13 protein-coding genes are annotated in these 15,754 nt (G+C 69.8%); 8 read left to right on the top strand and 5 right to left on the bottom strand.

The annotated features are described in order from the left end of the window. Positions 1-109 precede the first annotated feature (109 nt). Positions 110-3,229, top strand: a complete 3,120-nt coding sequence (locus RI578_RS28480) for an efflux RND transporter permease subunit (protein ID WP_310873740.1) — start codon at positions 110-112, stop codon at positions 3,227-3,229. Positions 3,230-3,334: 105 nt separating this feature from the next. Here the strand turns inward: RI578_RS28480 and nadA are convergent, their stop codons facing one another. Continuing rightward, a complete protein-coding gene (nadA, locus tag RI578_RS28485; protein ID WP_310873741.1) occupies positions 3,335-4,519 on the bottom strand; it encodes a quinolinate synthase NadA in 1,185 nt (394 codons plus the stop codon). A gap of 263 nt (positions 4,520-4,782) precedes the next feature. On the opposite strand from nadA, the gene RI578_RS28490 reads away from it, so the two are divergent. After that, positions 4,783-5,139, top strand: coding sequence for an iron-sulfur cluster assembly accessory protein (locus RI578_RS28490; protein WP_053129615.1), 357 nt, complete (start codon positions 4,783-4,785; stop codon positions 5,137-5,139). Positions 5,140-5,284: 145 nt separating this feature from the next. Here the strand turns inward: RI578_RS28490 and RI578_RS28495 are convergent, their stop codons facing one another. After that, positions 5,285-6,817: a hypothetical protein gene (locus RI578_RS28495; RefSeq protein WP_310873742.1), complete on the bottom strand. Its 1,533-nt coding sequence runs from the start codon at positions 6,815-6,817 to the stop codon at positions 5,285-5,287. 113 nt (positions 6,818-6,930) lie between these two features. Further along, positions 6,931-7,143 carry a hypothetical protein gene (locus RI578_RS28500; protein ID WP_310873743.1) on the bottom strand — a complete coding sequence of 71 codons (213 nt, stop codon included), beginning with the start codon at positions 7,141-7,143 and terminating at the stop codon, positions 6,931-6,933. A gap of 133 nt (positions 7,144-7,276) precedes the next feature. Between RI578_RS28500 and RI578_RS28505 the strand changes: the two genes are divergently transcribed. Beyond that, the gene (locus RI578_RS28505) at positions 7,277-8,251 is read left to right on the top strand and encodes a carbohydrate kinase family protein (RefSeq protein WP_121746605.1); all 975 of its coding nucleotides are present in this window, start codon (positions 7,277-7,279) and stop codon (positions 8,249-8,251) included. Positions 8,252-8,272: 21 nt separating this feature from the next. On the opposite strand, the gene RI578_RS28510 is transcribed toward RI578_RS28505, so the two are convergent. Then, positions 8,273-9,655 carry an aminotransferase class V-fold PLP-dependent enzyme gene (locus RI578_RS28510; RefSeq protein ID WP_310873744.1) on the bottom strand — a complete coding sequence of 461 codons (1,383 nt, stop codon included), beginning with the start codon at positions 9,653-9,655 and terminating at the stop codon, positions 8,273-8,275. 300 nt (positions 9,656-9,955) lie between these two features. On the opposite strand from RI578_RS28510, the gene coxB reads away from it, so the two are divergent. The 4 genes from coxB to RI578_RS28530 all read left to right on the top strand — a co-directional run bounded on the left by coxB (position 9,956) and on the right by RI578_RS28530 (position 14,450). Beyond that, positions 9,956-10,915: a cytochrome c oxidase subunit II gene (gene coxB / locus RI578_RS28515; protein WP_310873745.1), complete on the top strand. Its 960-nt coding sequence runs from the start codon at positions 9,956-9,958 to the stop codon at positions 10,913-10,915. Beyond that, complete coding sequence (gene ctaD, locus RI578_RS28520) at positions 10,912-12,648, top strand: cytochrome c oxidase subunit I (RefSeq protein ID WP_310873746.1); 1,737 nt, start codon at positions 10,912-10,914, stop codon at positions 12,646-12,648. The genes coxB and ctaD overlap by 4 nt, the downstream gene beginning before the upstream one ends. Beyond that, positions 12,645-13,043, top strand: coding sequence for a cytochrome c oxidase subunit 4 (locus RI578_RS28525; protein ID WP_310873747.1), 399 nt, complete (start codon positions 12,645-12,647; stop codon positions 13,041-13,043). Before ctaD ends, RI578_RS28525 begins: the two co-directional genes overlap by 4 nt. A 129-nt stretch (positions 13,044-13,172) precedes the next feature. Next, a complete protein-coding gene (locus tag RI578_RS28530; RefSeq protein WP_310873748.1) occupies positions 13,173-14,450 on the top strand; it encodes an Ig-like domain-containing protein in 1,278 nt (425 codons plus the stop codon). Positions 14,451-14,539: 89 nt separating this feature from the next. Here the strand turns inward: RI578_RS28530 and RI578_RS28535 are convergent, their stop codons facing one another. Next, complete coding sequence (locus RI578_RS28535; protein WP_310873749.1) at positions 14,540-14,941, bottom strand: hypothetical protein; 402 nt, start codon at positions 14,939-14,941, stop codon at positions 14,540-14,542. Between the two features lie 188 nt (positions 14,942-15,129). On the opposite strand from RI578_RS28535, the gene RI578_RS28540 reads away from it, so the two are divergent. Next, positions 15,130-15,750: a heme-copper oxidase subunit III gene (locus RI578_RS28540; RefSeq protein WP_029393865.1), complete on the top strand. Its 621-nt coding sequence runs from the start codon at positions 15,130-15,132 to the stop codon at positions 15,748-15,750. The last annotated feature ends 4 nt before the right edge of the window (positions 15,751-15,754 follow it).

Below are 15,754 nucleotides of genomic sequence, written 5' to 3' on the forward strand. Positions count from 1 at the left end.
GGACCTGGGACCTAGGGAACCGGGGTCACTCATGGACCAGGGTGTTGGGGTGGGCGTACAGATGTGCCCCGTCCCCCTCCGCTCGGCCACAGAAGAGAGACCCTGATCCATGTCCTGGCTGTCGAGATTCAGCCTCGCGCAACGGGCCCTGATAGGCCTGATGTCGATCGTCGCGCTCGTCTTCGGCGCGATCGCCATCCCCCAGCTCAAGCAGCAGCTGCTGCCCACCATCGAACTGCCCATGGTGTCCGTGCTGGCGCCGTACCAGGGCGCCTCGCCGGACGTGGTCGAGAAGCAGGTCGTCGAACCGATCGAGGACAGCCTCGAAGCCGTCGACGGGATATCCGGCATCACCGCGACGGCCAGTGAGGGCAACGCCGTCATCATGGCGTCCTTCGACTACGGCAACGGCACCCAGCAGCTCGTCGCCGACGTCCAGCAGGCCGTCAACCGGGCCCGCGCCCAGCTCCCGGACGACGTGGATCCGCAGGTCATCTCCGGCTCGACGGACGACATCCCCACCGTCGTCCTCGCCGTCACCTCCGACAAGGACCAGCAGGCGCTGGCCGACCAGCTCGACAAGACGGTCGTCTCGGAGCTGAAGGACATCGACGGCGTCGCCCAGGTCGTGGTCGACGGCGTCCGGGACGTGCAGGTCACCGTCACGCCCGACCAGGCGAAGCTGGCCCGGGCGGGCGTGAGCCCGCAGGCCCTCGCCCAGTCCCTCCAGGCCGGCGGCGCGACCGTCCCCGCGGGCTCCTTCGACGAGGCCGGCGCCAACCGCACCGTCCAGGTCGGCGGCGGCTTCACCTCGCTGAAGCAGATCCAGGACCTGATGGTCACCGGCGAGGGCGTCGACAAGCCCGTCCGTCTCGGTGACGTCGCCACGGTCAAGGAGGAGGAGGCCAAGGCCGACTCCCTCACCCGCACCAACGGCGAGCCGAGCCTCTCCGTCGCCGTCACGATGGACCACGACGGCAGCGCGGTCGCCATCTCGAACGCCGTCGAGGACAAGCTCCCCGACCTGCGCGAGCAGCTCGGCTCCGGCGCGACGCTCACCGTCGTCAGCGACCAGGGCCCGGCGGTGTCCAAGGCCATCTCGGGTCTGACCACGGAGGGCGGGCTCGGTCTGCTCTTCGCCGTCCTGGTCATCCTGGTCTTCCTCGCGTCGATCCGCTCGACCCTGGTCACCGCGGTCTCCATCCCGCTGTCCGTGGTGCTGGCGCTGATCGTCCTGTGGACGCGCGACCTGTCGCTGAACATGCTGACGCTGGGCGCGCTCACCATCGCCATCGGCCGGGTCGTCGACGACTCGATCGTGGTCCTGGAGAACATCAAGCGGCACCTCGGCTACGGCGAGGAGCGCCAGGAGGCCATCCTCAAGGCCGTCCGAGAGGTCGCCGGCGCGGTCACCTCCTCGACGCTCACCACGGTGGCCGTGTTCCTGCCGATCGGCCTGGTCGGCGGCATGGTCGGCGAGCTGTTCGGCTCCTTCAGCCTGACCGTGACCGCCGCGCTGCTGGCCTCCCTGCTGGTGTCGCTGACGGTCGTCCCGGTCCTGTCGTACTGGTTCCTGCGCCCGCCCAAGGGCACCCCCGAGGACGCGGACGAGGCGCGCCGGTTGGCCGAGGAGAAGGAGGCGAAGAGCCGCCTCCAGCGCTTCTACGTCCCCGTCCTGCGCTTCGCCACCCGCCGCCGCCTGACCAGCGTGGCCATCGCGGTCGTCGTGCTGATCGGCACGTTCGCCATGGCGCCGCTGCTGAAGACGAACTTCTTCGACCAGGGCGAGCAGAAGGTCCTCAGCATCAAGCAGGAGCTGAAGCCCGGCACCAGCCTGGCCGCGACCAACGCCCAGGCCGAGAAGGTCGAGAAGCTGCTCGGCGACACCGAGGGCGTCAAGGACTACCAGGTCACCATCGGCTCGTCCGGCTTCATGGCCGCCTTCGGCGGCGGCACGGACACCAACCAGGCCTCGTACCAGCTGATGCTGGAGGACTCGGCGTCCGCCGAGGACGTCCAGGACCACATCGAGGACGGGCTCGCGAAGCTCGACGGCATCGGCACCACCACGGTCGCCGCCGGTGACGGCTTCGGCAGCCAGGACCTGAGCGTCGTCGTCAAGGCCGCCGACGCGCAGGTGCTCCGCGACGCCTCCGAGGAGGTCCGCAAGACGGTCGCCGGGCTCGACGACGTCACCGACGTCACCAGCGACCTGGCGCAGAGCGTGCCGCGTATCTCGGTCAAGGCCAACGCGAAGGCCGCCGAGGCCGGGTTCACCGACCAGACGCTCGGCGCGGCCGTCGCCCAGGCGGTGCGCGGCACCCCGGCCGCCAAGGCGATCCTCGACGACACCGAGCGCGACGTCGTGATCAAGTCGGCTCAGTCGGCCGAGACGCTGGCCCAGCTGAAGGCCCTGAACCTGGGCCCGGCGAAGCTCGGCGACATCGCCACGGTCGAGCTGGTGGACGGCCCGGTGTCGATGACCCGCATCGATGGGCAGCGCGCCGCGACCATCACGGCCAAGCCGACCGGTGACAACACCGGCGCGGTGGGCACGGAACTCCAGTCCGAGATCAACGGCCTGGATCTGCCGGCCGGTGCCACGGCCGAGATCGGCGGCGTCACCGCCGACCAGGACGAGGCGTTCGTCAACCTGGGTCTGGCCATGCTCGCGGCGATCGCGATCGTGTTCATGCTGCTGGTCGGCACCTTCCGGTCGCTGGCCCAGCCGCTGATCCTGCTGGTGTCCATCCCGTTCGCGGCGACCGGCGCGATCGGCCTGCTGCTGGCCACGGGCACCCCGATGGGCGTCCCGGCGATGATCGGCATGCTGATGCTGATCGGCATCGTGGTCACCAACGCGATCGTGCTGATCGACCTGATCAACCAGTACCGCAAGCAGGGCTACGGCGTCGTCGAAGCGGTCATCGAGGGCGGCCGGCACCGTCTGCGGCCCATCCTGATGACCGCCCTGGCGACGATCTTCGCCCTGCTCCCGATGGCGCTGGGCGTCACCGGCGAGGGCGGCTTCATCGCCCAGCCGCTGGCGGTGGTGGTGATCGGCGGCCTGATCACGTCGACCCTGCTGACCCTGCTGCTGGTCCCGACGCTCTACGCGATGCTGGAACTGCGCAAGGAGCGGCGCGCGAAGAAGCGGGCGGCGAAGAGGGGCGGCGACGTGCCGCCCCAGTCGCAGGCCTCGGACGAGCCGGAGACGGCGAAGGTCTGAGTCCGCGAGAACGGCTCAGGTCCCGCCCGGCACCGAAGGTGGTCGGGCGGGACCTGAGCCGTTTGAAACACCCCGCACGGGCGGGGGGTGGGAAATCGCCCCCCCCTACGGCAGCGCCAGCATCCGCTCAAGCGCCAGCTTCGCGAACGCCTCCGTCTCCTTGTCGACCTCGATCCGGTTGACGAGGTTGCCCTCGGCGAGCGACTCCAGCGCCCAGACCAGGTGCGGCAGGTCGATGCGGTTCATGGTCGAGCAGAAGCAGACCGTCTTGTCGAGGAAGACGATCTCCTTGTCCTCGGCAGCGAAACGGTTCGCCAACCGTCGGACCAGGTTCAGCTCGGTGCCGATGGCCCACTTGGAGCCGGCCGGGGCCGCCTCCAGGGCCTTGATGATGTACTCGGTCGAGCCGACGTAGTCCGCCGCCGCGACGACCTCGTGCCGGCACTCGGGGTGCACCAGGACGTTGACGCCCGGTATGCGCTCGCGCACGTCGTTCACCGAGTCGAGGCTGAAGCGGCCGTGCACCGAGCAGTGACCCCGCCACAGGATCATCTTCGCGGCGCGCAGTTCCTCGGGGGTCAGCCCGCCGTTGGGCTTGTGCGGGTTGTAGAGGACGCAGTCCTCCAGGGTCATGCCCATGTCCCGCACCGCGGTGTTGCGGCCCAGGTGCTGGTCGGGCAGGAACAGCACCTTCTCGCCCTGCTCGAAGGCCCAGTCCAGGGCCCGCTTGGCGTTGGACGACGTGCAGATGGTGCCGCCGTGCTTGCCCGTGAACGCCTTGATGTCCGCGGACGAGTTCATGTACGAGACGGGCACGACCTGCTCGGCGACGCCCGCCTCGGTCAGCACGTCCCAGCACTCGGCGACCTGCTCGGCGGTGGCCATGTCCGCCATGGAGCAGCCGGCGGCCAGGTCGGGCAGGACCACCTTCTGGTCGTCGGAGGTCAGGATGTCGGCCGACTCCGCCATGAAGTGCACACCGCAGAAGACGATGTACTCGGCCTCCGGGCGCGCGGCCGCGTCCCGGGCCAGCTTGAAGGAGTCACCCGTGACGTCGGCGAACTGGATGACCTCGTCGCGCTGGTAGTGGTGACCGAGCACGAAGACCTTGTCCCCGAGCTTCTCCTTGGCCGCGCGGGCGCGCGCGACCAGGTCCGGGTCGGAGGGCGAGGGCAGGTCGCCGGGGCACTCCACGCCGCGCTCGCTCCTCGGGTCGGCCTCGCGGCCGAGCAGCAGCAGGGCGAGGGGCGACGGCTGTACGTCGAGCTCCTGGGTTTGGGCGGTGGTCACGACACGCACCCTTTCTACTTTTCGTCGAACTGACGCTATATATCATAACCGGTTCACGTCAGTTTGACGATGCCCATAGTGTCGGTGTGACGTGAATCCCGGTGTCCGGGCCGCCGTCCACAGCCGCTGTCCGCCGCCCGACGCGTGTGCGAGCATGAAGGGAAGGCCGAGGACGAAGACACGGGCCCGCCCGGAATGAATCCGCGGCCCCGCCGGTTGGAACCGTCGGCAAGCAGTCTCCGTACAACCTTGGAGAGATGTAGATGTCCGTATCGGACGAGACCACCACCGTCACCGACGGCATCATCCTGACCGACGCCGCCGCGGCCAAGGTCAAGGCCCTGCTCGACCAGGAAGGCCGTGAGGATCTGGCGCTGCGCGTCGCCGTCCAGCCCGGCGGCTGCTCCGGCCTGCGCTACCAGCTCTTCTTCGACGAGCGCTCGCTCGACGGCGACGTGGTGAAGGACTTCGACGGCGTCAAGGTCACCACCGACCGCATGAGCGCCCCGTACCTGGGCGGCGCCACCATCGACTTCGTGGACACGATCGAGAAGCAGGGCTTCACGATCGACAACCCGAACGCGACGGGCTCCTGCGCCTGCGGCGACTCCTTCAGCTAGAGCCGAGCCTGTCCGGCGGATCAAGCCGCGCGGCGGACACGCCACAGTCGTAAGAGGGCGGCGGCCCGGGACCGACCCCGGGCCGCCGCCCTCTTGCCTGCCCGCCTACGGGATCGCCGTCACCGGCCCGGCTACGGGATCGCCGTCACCGCCCCCCGGACGGCGCCGGCAGCCGCGCGCCCGGCTTGTGCGGCGGGATCTCCTCGCCGTCCGAGCCCACGACCGTCCGGTCGCCGAGCGGATCGTCGAGCGGCACCGTCCGCTCGTACTCCTTGGCGATCAGGATGCAGACCTTCTCCGGATGCGGGGTCTCGGTCACCGTGACGGTCACCTTGCCCGCGCTCTCCTTCGCCTTCGCCTCGTAGTCGGAGCACACCCCGCCCGTGAAGTGCACGGTCAGCTCCCCGCCCGCGGCCGTGTAGCCGCTCACCTCGACGTCGCGGGGCTCACCCGGCGCCGAGGACGGCTCGTCGGACGGGGCCGGGGACGGTGAGGCGGGGGCCGCGGAGGTCAGGTACTCCGGGTCGACCGCCGGATACGTCACCGTGAAGGCGTCCCGCGTGCCCGGCGCCCGCACCTCGAACAGCCACGACGGCACCAGCGTCTGCCGCCCCTGCACCGGATGCGCGGCCAGCCCGAACACCGCGTCCTCGACCGTGATCGTCTGCTTCTCCGGCTGCTGCGGCTTCTCCGGCTTCTTCGGAGTGCCCGTCGGCGGCTCGCAGGGCGTGTCCGCGCCGTCCTGATGCGGTACGGGGCTCGCGCAGCCCCCGATGCCGGCGCCGGAGCCGCCGCCCGGCGCGTTCAGCAGCGCCAGCGTTTCCTCCGCGCCCAGGACGGGATACGTGTCCCCCTTGACCGGCGCCTTCACCTGACCGCTGCCGCCGACCACATCGCCCCGCGCGCCGACGACCACACCGGTCGTCCAGCCGTACGTGGGCAGCCCGCCGACCTCGGGTTCGGCGTTCACGGCCCGCCGGGCGCCCATGACCTGGCCCGCGTCCAGCTTGGCGTCGTCCTGGCCCAGCGCCTTCAGCACCGGCGCCGCCGCCTTCTTCGCGGCCGCCTCGCTCACCGGGTCCCCGTCGGCGGACGGGGCCTTGCACACGGCGCCCTTCTTGCAGTTGTCGGTACCGGGCGGGTAGCGGTGGAACGTCCAGGTGCCCGGGGCCTGCGTGTTCACCGTCAGCAGCGGACCCGAACCGTCGTTGGCGTTGCCGACCTTCCACGCCTCGCCCTGCACGCGCGGCGCCCCGTCGACCCCGAGCGCCTCGGCCAGCCGGGCCACCTCCGCCTCGGTGACCTCGCCCTTCGCCCGGTACACGGGCGCCGAGCCGGGGCCGTCGGGCAGCGAGCCGTCGGCGCGGTAGGTGACGCCGTACGGGTTGGGCTCCCCGGGCGCGATGCCGTTCGTACCGCCGCTTTGGGACGGCGCCCCGTGGTCGTCCAGGGCCAGCGGCGGGGGAGTGTCGTCGCCGGACGCCCCGGAGGCCGTACCGCCGTCCGGGCCGCCGCCGGAGGCCGACGTCGCCAGATAGGCGCCGCCGGTCCCGACCAACAGCACGGCGGCGGCGACGGAGGCGACGGCGACCGCCCGGGGACGCCGCCGCGCGGGACGCCCGGTGCCGGCCTCGTCGGCGGCGCCTGCGTCGTCGTTGTCGGGTCGCTCGGTGTTCACCGCATCGCTCCTTCGGCTGTTACTGGGGACAGCGATGGGACGCGGTGGGGGAGGATCCGGTTCCCGGCGACGTCACGCGCCGCCCGAACGGCCTCGAAGTCGCCGGACGGACCTCAGTCCCCGTAGTCCGACATCGCGTCCAGCAACCGTGCCGACGTCCGGGGCACCCGCACGCCGTGGATGAGGGAGACGGGGACGGGACGGGTGGCGGCGTGGGCCGGCGCCTCCCAGCGCGGGGTCATCCGCGCGCAGTCGCCGCGCAGCGACGCCAGGTCGCCGTCCAGGTCGGCCGGGGCGGGGTCGGCGGTCCTCGTCAGGTTCGTCATAACAGAACCGTAGGCACGTCCCGGACCGTGAAGAAAGTTGTACTACCGGGTAGTTTTGCCTGCTTCGGACCCGGGGCTCTCCCGGGTAGCGTGAACTGTCAACCCGCCTCCCCTTCAGGAGAGAGTCCACGCCGTGCGCATCGCAGTCACCGGCTCCATCGCCACCGACCACCTCATGACCTTCCCCGGCCGCTTCTCCGACCAGCTCGTCGCGGACCAACTGCACACGGTCTCGCTCTCCTTCCTGGTCGACCAGCTCGACGTACGCCGGGGCGGCGTCGCCGCCAACATCGCCTTCGGCATGGGCCAGCTCGGCACCCGGCCGATCCTGGTCGGCGCGGCCGGCTCGGACTTCGACGAGTACCGGGCCTGGCTGGACCGGCACGGCGTCGACACCGGCTCGGTGCGCATCTCCGAGACCCTGCACACCGCCCGCTTCGTCTGCACCACCGACGCCGACCACAACCAGATCGGCTCGTTCTACACGGGCGCGATGAGCGAGGCCCGCCTCATCGAGCTGAAGACCGTCGCCGACCGGGTGGGCGGCCTCGACCTGGTCTCCATCGGCGCCGACGACCCGGAGGCGATGCTCCGGCACACCGAGGAGTGCCGCGCCCGGTCCATCCCGTTCGCCGCCGACTTCTCCCAGCAGATCGCCCGGATGAACGGCGACGAGATCCGGATACTGCTGGACGGGGCGACCTACCTCTTCTCCAACGAGTACGAGAAGGGCCTCATCGAGACCAAGACCGGCTGGACGGACGAGGAGATCCTCGGCCGCGTCGGCCACCGCGTCACCACCCTCGGCGCGCGGGGCGTCCGCATCGAGCGGGTCGGCGAGCCGACCGTCGAGGTCGGCGTGCCGGACGAGGAGCGCAAGGCCGACCCGACCGGCGTGGGCGACGCCTTCCGCGCGGGGTTCCTGTCGGGACTGGCGTGGGGAGTGTCGCTGGAGCGGGCGGCGCAGGTGGGCTGCATGCTGGCGACGCTCGTCATCGAGACGGTGGGGACGCAGGAGTACCAGCTGCGCCGCGGGCACTTCATGGAGCGGTTCACCAAGGCGTACGGGGACGAGGCGGCGGAGGAGGTCCAGGCGCACCTGGGCTGAATCGCCGGGTGAGGGTGCCGTTCAGGTCGACCGGCGGACCAGGTAGGCCGTTCCCTTCTCCGCCGGCTCCTCGCCCACGTACTCCTGCCCCCGCATCTCGCACCACGCCGGGATGTCCAGGCGGGCCGCCTCGTCGTCGGACAGGACGCGCACCGTGCCCCCGACGGGCACGTCGCCGATGACCTTGGCCAGCTCGATCACCGGGATGGGGCAGCGCCGGCCGATCGCGTCCACGACGAGGTCGCCCCCGGTCTCCGGGACGGCCTCCGTGGCCACCGGCGCCCCCAGCCTCTCCCGCACCGCGGCCACCGTGCCCGGCAGCACCTCCAGGAACCGTTCGACGTCCTCGGGCGGCGTCCCCGGCGGCAGCGACACCCGGACGTTGCCCTCGCTGAGCACCCCCATCGCCTTCAGGACGTGGCTCGGCATCAGGGTGCTGCTCGTGCAGGACGACCCGGAGGAGACCGAGAAACCGGCACGGTCCAGTTCGTGCAGCAGGGTCTCCCCGTCGACATAGAGACACGAGAAGGTGACGGTGCCGGGCAGCCGGCGCACCGGATCGCCGACCACCTCCACGTCCGGCACCAGAGCCGGCACCCGCGCCCGGATCCGCTCCGTCAGCCCCCGCAGCCGGGCCGCCTCCTCGGCCGCCTCGGCCCGCACCGCCCGCAGCGACGCCGCCGCGGCCACGATGGCGGGCAGGTTCTCGAAACCGGGCGCCCGCCCCGACTCCCGCTCGTCCCCGGGCCCTTGCGGCGCGAACCGCACCCCTTTCCGCACGACGAGCAGCCCGACCCCGGACGGCCCGCCCCACTTGTGGGCACTGGCCGCGAGCATGGCCCAGTCGCCCGGCACCTTCCCCCACGCCAGCGACTGCGCCGCGTCCACCAGCAGCGGCACGCCCGCCGCCCGGCAGCTCTCGGCGACCTCCGCCACCGGCTGCTCGGTGCCCACCTCGTGGTTGGCCGACTGGAGGCAGGCCAGCGCGGTGTCGCCGCGCAGGGCGGCCGCGTACGCCGCCGGGTCCACCGCCCCCGTCCGGGCCACGGGCACCTGCGTGACCGTCCCGCCGCCGGCCTCGTGCACTTCGGCCGCATGCAATACGGAGGAGTGTTCGACCGCTGACACGATCAGGTGGGCTCCGACGCGCCGACGCCCGGCCAGCGCTCCCGCGACCCCCGAATGCACCGCCCGCGTCCCCGAAGGGGTGAACACCAACTCGTCCGCCCGACACCCCACGGCCTCCGCGGCCGCCTCCCGGGCAGCATCGAGCAGCATCCGGGCCCGCCGCCCTTCCCGGTAGAGCCGAGCGGGATCGGCCCACCCTTCGTCGAGGGAGGCCTGAAGGGCCTGCCGGGCAACGGGATGGAGAGGAACGGCGGAAGCAGCGTCGAAGTAGGCCACACAGCAACGCTATGACGTCCGGCAGGGAAGCGCCGCCAAGGGGCGCGGGGAACTGCGCGAGCAACCACGACGAACCGTCAGCCGCCGAACAACCCCAGCTCGCACCCCCCGCAGGCGCCCGACCCCACCCTTTCAGGGTGCCCCCCGGCGCGTATGCCACCCTCCCCGCGACCCCCCGGAGGGCGTCGGCTAGGGTTTGGTCCGCATAAACATCAAACCCCTGCCCGACGCAGGGCGGCGACCGACCAGCGAGAAGGCCGCAGCCGAACAGCGCGGGCGAGACTCTCGGGAAGGCGCTACGTGAGTCCCAACGGCTCCGACCGCTCGCCGCGGCGCCCGATGCGGCGGAAGCTGCTGCAGGCACTGACCGCGGGCCTGGTCCTGGCGACCGCCACCGGTTGCACATACGAGGACTTCCCCCGCCTCGGCATGCCCACCCCAACCACGGAAGAGGCTCCGCGGATCCTCTCCCTGTGGCAGGGCTCCTGGGCAGCCGCGCTGGCCACCGGCGTGCTGGTGTGGGGCCTGATCCTGTGGAGTTGCTTCTTCCACCGGCGCACCCGCACCAAGGTCGAAGTTCCTCCGCAGAACAGGTACAACCTGCCCATCGAGGCGCTGTACACCATTGTTCCGCTCGTCATCGTCTCGGTGCTGTTCTACTTCACCGCCCGTGACGAGTCCGAGCTCATGAGCCTCAAGAAGAAGCCCGACCTCACGGTCAACGTGGTCGGCTTCCAGTGGAGCTGGTGCTTCAACTACGTCGAGAGCGTCGACGGTTCCACCGGCGACGCCAAGACCTCCAAGGAACTGGCCGCGATCCCGGACCGGTTCAAGGAGGACTTCCCGGCGAACGCCGGCGGCACCTACGACTGCGGTGTCCCCGGCACGGAGAACCCGCAGACCGGCAACCCCGGCCCGACCCTCTGGCTCCCCAAGGGCAAGACGGTCCGCTTCGTCCTGACCTCGCGTGACGTCATCCACTCCTTCTGGGTGGTGCCGTTCCTCATGAAGCAGGACGTCATCCCGGGCCACACCAATGCCTTCGAGGTGACCCCCAACAAGGAGGGCACCTTCCTCGGCAAGTGCGCCGAGCTGTGCGGTGTCGACCACTCCCGGATGCTGTTCAACGTGAAGGTCGTCTCCCCGGAGCGCTACGAGCAGCACCTCCAGGACCTCGTGAAGAAGGGGCAGACCGGTTACGTTCCCGCGGGCATCGCGCAGACGAGCCACGAGAAGAACCGGGAGACGAACAACCTGTGAGCATCCTCAACGAACCCCAGGGTGCCTCGGCAGCGGAGGACTCGTACGAGAACGAGCTGCCGGTACGGCGCAAGCAGCCCGGCAACGTCGTGATCAAGTGGTTGACGACCACTGACCACAAGACGATCGGCACGCTGTATCTGGTGACGTCGTTCGCGTTCTTCGTGATCGGCGGCGTGATGGCGCTCTTCATGCGCGCCGAGCTGGCCCGGCCGGGTCTGCAGATCATGTCGAACGAGCAGTTCAACCAGGCGTTCACGATGCACGGCACGATCATGCTGCTGATGTTCGCGACGCCGCTGTTCGCCGGCTTCGCGAACTGGATCATGCCGCTGCAGATCGGCGCGCCGGACGTGGCCTTCCCGCGGCTGAACATGTTCGCCTACTGGCTGTACCTGTTCGGCTCGACGATCGCGGTGGGCGGGTTCCTGACCCCGCAGGGCGCGGCCGACTTCGGCTGGTTCGCCTACTCGCCGCTGTCCGACGCGGTGCACTCGCCGGGTATCGGCGGTGACCTGTGGATCATGGGTCTGGCCTTCTCCGGCTTCGGCACCATCCTCGGCTCGGTCAACTTCATCACCACGATCATCTGCATGCGCGCGCCGGGCATGACCATGTTCCGCATGCCGATCTTCACCTGGAACGTGCTGCTGACCGGTGTGCTGGTCCTGCTGGCCTTCCCGGTGCTGGCCGCGGCCCTGTTCGCGCTGGAGGCGGACCGCAAGTTCGGTGCGCACATCTTCGACTCGGCCAACGGCGGAGCGTTGCTGTGGCAGCACTTGTTCTGGTTCTTCGGGCATCCAGAGGTGTACATCATCGCGTTGCCGTTCTTCGGCATCGTCAGTGAGATCATCCCGGTCTTCTCCCGGAAGCCGATCTTCGGCTACATGGGTCTGATCGCCGCGACGATCGCGATCGCCGGTCTGTCGGTGACGGTGTGGGCGCACCACATGTACGTCACGGGCGGCGTGCTGTTGCCGTTCTTCTCCTTCATGACCTTCCTGATCGCGGTCCCGACCGGTGTGAAGTTCTTCAACTGGATCGGCACCATGTGGAAGGGATCACTCAGCTTCGAGACACCGATGCTGTGGTCCACCGGCTTCCTGATCACCTTCCTCTTCGGTGGTCTGACCGGTGTCATCCTGGCCTCGCCGCCGCTGGACTTCCACGTCTCGGACTCGTACTTCGTGGTGGCGCACTTCCACTACGTGGTGTTCGGCACGGTGGTGTTCGCGATGTTCGCCGGCTTCCACTTCTGGTGGCCGAAGTTCACCGGCAAGCTGCTGGACGAGCGCCTCGGCAAGATCACCTTCTGGACGCTGTTCATCGGCTTCCACGGCACCTTCCTCGTCCAGCACTGGCTGGGTGCCGAGGGCATGCCGCGCCGGTACGCCGACTACCTGGCGGCCGACGGCTTCACCGCCCTGAACACGATCTCGACGATCAGCTCGTTCCTGCTCGGCATGTCGCTGCTGCCGTTCTTCTACAACATCTGGAAGACGGCCAAGTACGGCAAGCCGGTCAACGTGGACGACCCGTGGGGCTACGGCCGTTCGCTGGAGTGGGCGACCTCCTGCCCGCCGCCGCGGCACAACTTCCTCACGCTGCCGCGCATCCGCAGTGAATCCCCCGCCTTCGACCTGCACCACCCGGAGGTCTCGGCGATCGACCAGCTCGAGAACGTCGGTCACGGTGAGAAGACCCTCGCCGGCGGCAAGGAGGCCGGGAAGTGAAGATCCAGGGACAGCTCTTCATCTGGCTGAGCGTCTTCATCCTGGCCGTCGCGATCGTCTACGGCTACTGGTCGATGGAGCCGGCCGGCACCACGGCCCTCTTCCTGGCCTTCGGCCTGTCCATCATGATCGGCTTCTACCTGGCCTTCACGGCCAAGCGGGTCGACGCCGGTGCCCAGGACAACAAGGAAGCGGACGTCGCGGACGACGCCGGGGAGATCGGGTTCTTCAGCCCGCACAGCTGGCAGCCGCTGGCGCTCGGGTTCGGCGGAGCGCTCGCCTTCCTGGGCGTGGCGGTCGGCTGGTGGATCATGTACTTCTCGGCACCGATCCTTCTCGTGGGTCTGTTCGGCTGGGTCTTCGAGTACTACCGCGGTGAGAACCGCACCCAGTAGCACGCGCCGAGCGCCTAGGGGCCCGGACACTCCGTCAGGAGCGTCCGGGCTCCTTCGTATGCCGTACCCGCCTCACTCGTCCGGGTTACCCACCGTGCCGTCGTTGACGTGGCTCCCTAGCGTGAGGTCATGAGCGACACGGTTCACTTCCAGGCGCGGGGGCGTACGGTCGTCGGCTGCACCCTGCTGGTGATGGCCCTCGGCGCGTCCGTCACCGCCTGCAGCGGCGACGACGACAACCCGCTGTCCGCCTCGCCCTACGACGCGGCCGGCCAGATCTCCTTCAACGGCCCCACGGACGCCGGGAAGAAGGCCGACCCCGACAAACCCCTGGAGGTCGTCGCCGAGGGCGCCGACGGGCGCATCACGGACGTCACGGCCTTGGACGCGGCGGGCCGCTACGTCGCGGGCGAACTCTCCGCCGACGGAGCCCGCTGGCACAGCACCTCACCGCTGGCCGCGGGCGCCAGCTACACGGTCCGGGTGAGCACCGAGGACGGCGACGGCGCGCCCGGCCGCAAGGTCCTCACCTTCGAGACCGGACTGCCCAGCTCCAAGAAGACCCTGGACGTCTCCTTCGGGCCCAAGGCGGGCGCGTACGGCGTCGGCCAGCCCGTCACCGCGGAACTGAGCCAGCCGGTCGCGGACCCGGCCCAGCGGGCCATAGTGGAACGCGCCCTGAAGGTGGACTCCACGCCGGCCGTGGAGGGCGCCTGGCACTGGGTGGACGACAAGAAGCTCCACTACCGGCCCAAGGAGTACTGGCCCGCCCACGCCACCGTCCAGGTCCGCAGCACCCTCGACGGCATCAAGATCGGCGACCGGATGTGGGGCGGCACCGCCAAGCCCCTGGAGATCACCACGGACGACCGCGTCGTGGCCGTCACCGACGCCGCCGCGCACACGCTGACGGTCTACCGGGACGGCCAGGAGATCAAGCAGATCCCCGTCACCTCGGGCAAGCCCGGCTTCGAGACCCGCAACGGCGTCAAGGTCGTCCTGGGCAAGGAACCCTTCGTACGCATGCGCAGCAGCACCGTCGGCATCGCCGAGGGCTCCTCGGAGTCGTACGACCTGCCCGTGTACTTCGCCACCCGGGTCACCTGGAGCGGCGAGTACGTGCACGCCGCCCCCTGGTCGGTCGGCTCCCAGGGCCTGGCCAACGTCAGCCACGGCTGCGTCGGCATGAGCACCGCCAACGCCGAGTGGTTCTTCGGCGTCGTCCAGGAGGGCGACCTCGTCGAGGTGGTCAACTCCGAGGGCGAGACGATGGAGGCCTTCGGCAACGGCTTCGGTGACTGGAACCTGGACTGGAACAAATGGCGCACGGGCAGCGCCCTGATGGCCGGCACCGGCAACGCCCCGAACACCCAGGAGGCGGCGCGGCTGCGGCCGACGGTGGTGTGACCCACCCAGGGGCGCGGGGAACTGCGCGACGAGCCACGATCAGGCCGCACTCCGCCACACGACGCGCAGCCCCTGCCCAGTAGGCGCCCCTAAACGCCCTGCAGCCTCTTCTGCCGCAGCAGCGCGGCCAGCGCGCCCGCGAACTCGACCGGCTCCACCGGCAGCGTCACAGCCGCCTCCGCGCGGCTCCACGTCGCCAGCCACGCGTCCTGCGGCCGGGCGATGAGCAGCAGCACCGGCGGGCACTGGAAGACCTCGTCCTTGATCTGCCGGCACAGCCCCATGCCGCCCATGGGCACCGCCTCGCCGTCCAGGACGCAGACGTCGATGCCGCCCTTGTCCAGCTCCTTGATCGCGGCGGCCGGGGTGGCGCACTCCAGGAACTCGACCACGGGCACGTCCGGAGCCGGCCGGCGACCGGTCGCCAGCCGCACCTGCTCGCGGGTGTTGGAGTCGTCGCTGTAGACCAGCACCGTGGCGGTCGGCTGCATGCTTCCTCCGATACGCAGTGAAACAGTCGTAGCCCGTCGCGCCGGATGCTACTCCTTTGAACACCTCGTCAACACTGGTTCGGACACGGCTTCGACGGGCCGTTCGATGGGCCATACGGGCAGTACAGACGGGGCGGACACTCCGAACGGCACCCCCCGGGGTGAGGGCGGGATAAGCGACCGACATAATGTCGGTCGTGGCGACAGCAACGACAGTAGAAACCGGGCACGCGCACCCGTCGGTCAATCGACCGAACCTCACCAGCGTCGGAACCATCATCTGGTTGAGTTCCGAGCTGATGTTCTTCGCGGCCCTCTTCGCGATGTACTTCACCCTGCGATCGGTGACCGGCCCGGACTTCTGGTCCGAGAAGGCCGACGCGCTGAACTTCCCGTTCTCCGCGACGAACACCACGATCCTGGTGCTCTCCTCCCTCACCTGCCAGCTCGGCGTGTTCGCGGCCGAGCGCGGTGACGTGAAGAAGCTCCGGATGTGGTTCATCGTCACCTTCGTCATGGGTGCGATCTTCATCGGCGGTCAGGTGTTCGAGTACACCGAGCTGGTCAAGCACGAGGGCCTCTCGCTCTCGTCGGACCCGTACGGCTCGGTGTTCTACCTGACCACCGGCTTCCACGGACTGCACGTGACGGGCGGTCTCATCGCCTTCCTGCTGGTCCTCGGCCGCACCTACGCGGCCCGGAGGTTCACCCACGAGCAGGCGACCGCGGCCATTGTCGTGTCCTATTACTGGCACTTCGTCGATGTCGTCTGGATCGGCCTCTTCGCCACGATCTACATGATCAAGTAGACGC

Source organism: Streptomyces sp. BB1-1-1 (assembly GCF_031597775.1).
Classification (GTDB): domain Bacteria; phylum Actinomycetota; class Actinomycetes; order Streptomycetales; family Streptomycetaceae; genus Streptomyces; species Streptomyces thinghirensis.

Excerpts from the sequence above, each read along its gene's own strand:
- RI578_RS28480 (WP_310873740.1), top strand. The coding sequence starts at position 110 with ATGTCCTGGCTGTCGAGATTCAGCCTCGCGCAACGGGCCCTGATAGGC.
- RI578_RS28490 (WP_053129615.1), top strand. The coding sequence starts at position 4,783 with ATGTCCGTATCGGACGAGACCACCACCGTCACCGACGGCATCATCCTG.
- RI578_RS28500 (WP_310873743.1), bottom strand. The coding sequence starts at position 7,143 with ATGACGAACCTGACGAGGACCGCCGACCCCGCCCCGGCCGACCTGGAC.
- RI578_RS28530 (WP_310873748.1), top strand. The coding sequence starts at position 13,173 with ATGAGCGACACGGTTCACTTCCAGGCGCGGGGGCGTACGGTCGTCGGC.
- RI578_RS28535 (WP_310873749.1), bottom strand. The coding sequence starts at position 14,941 with ATGCAGCCGACCGCCACGGTGCTGGTCTACAGCGACGACTCCAACACC.
- RI578_RS28540 (WP_029393865.1), top strand. The coding sequence starts at position 15,130 with ATGTCGGTCGTGGCGACAGCAACGACAGTAGAAACCGGGCACGCGCAC.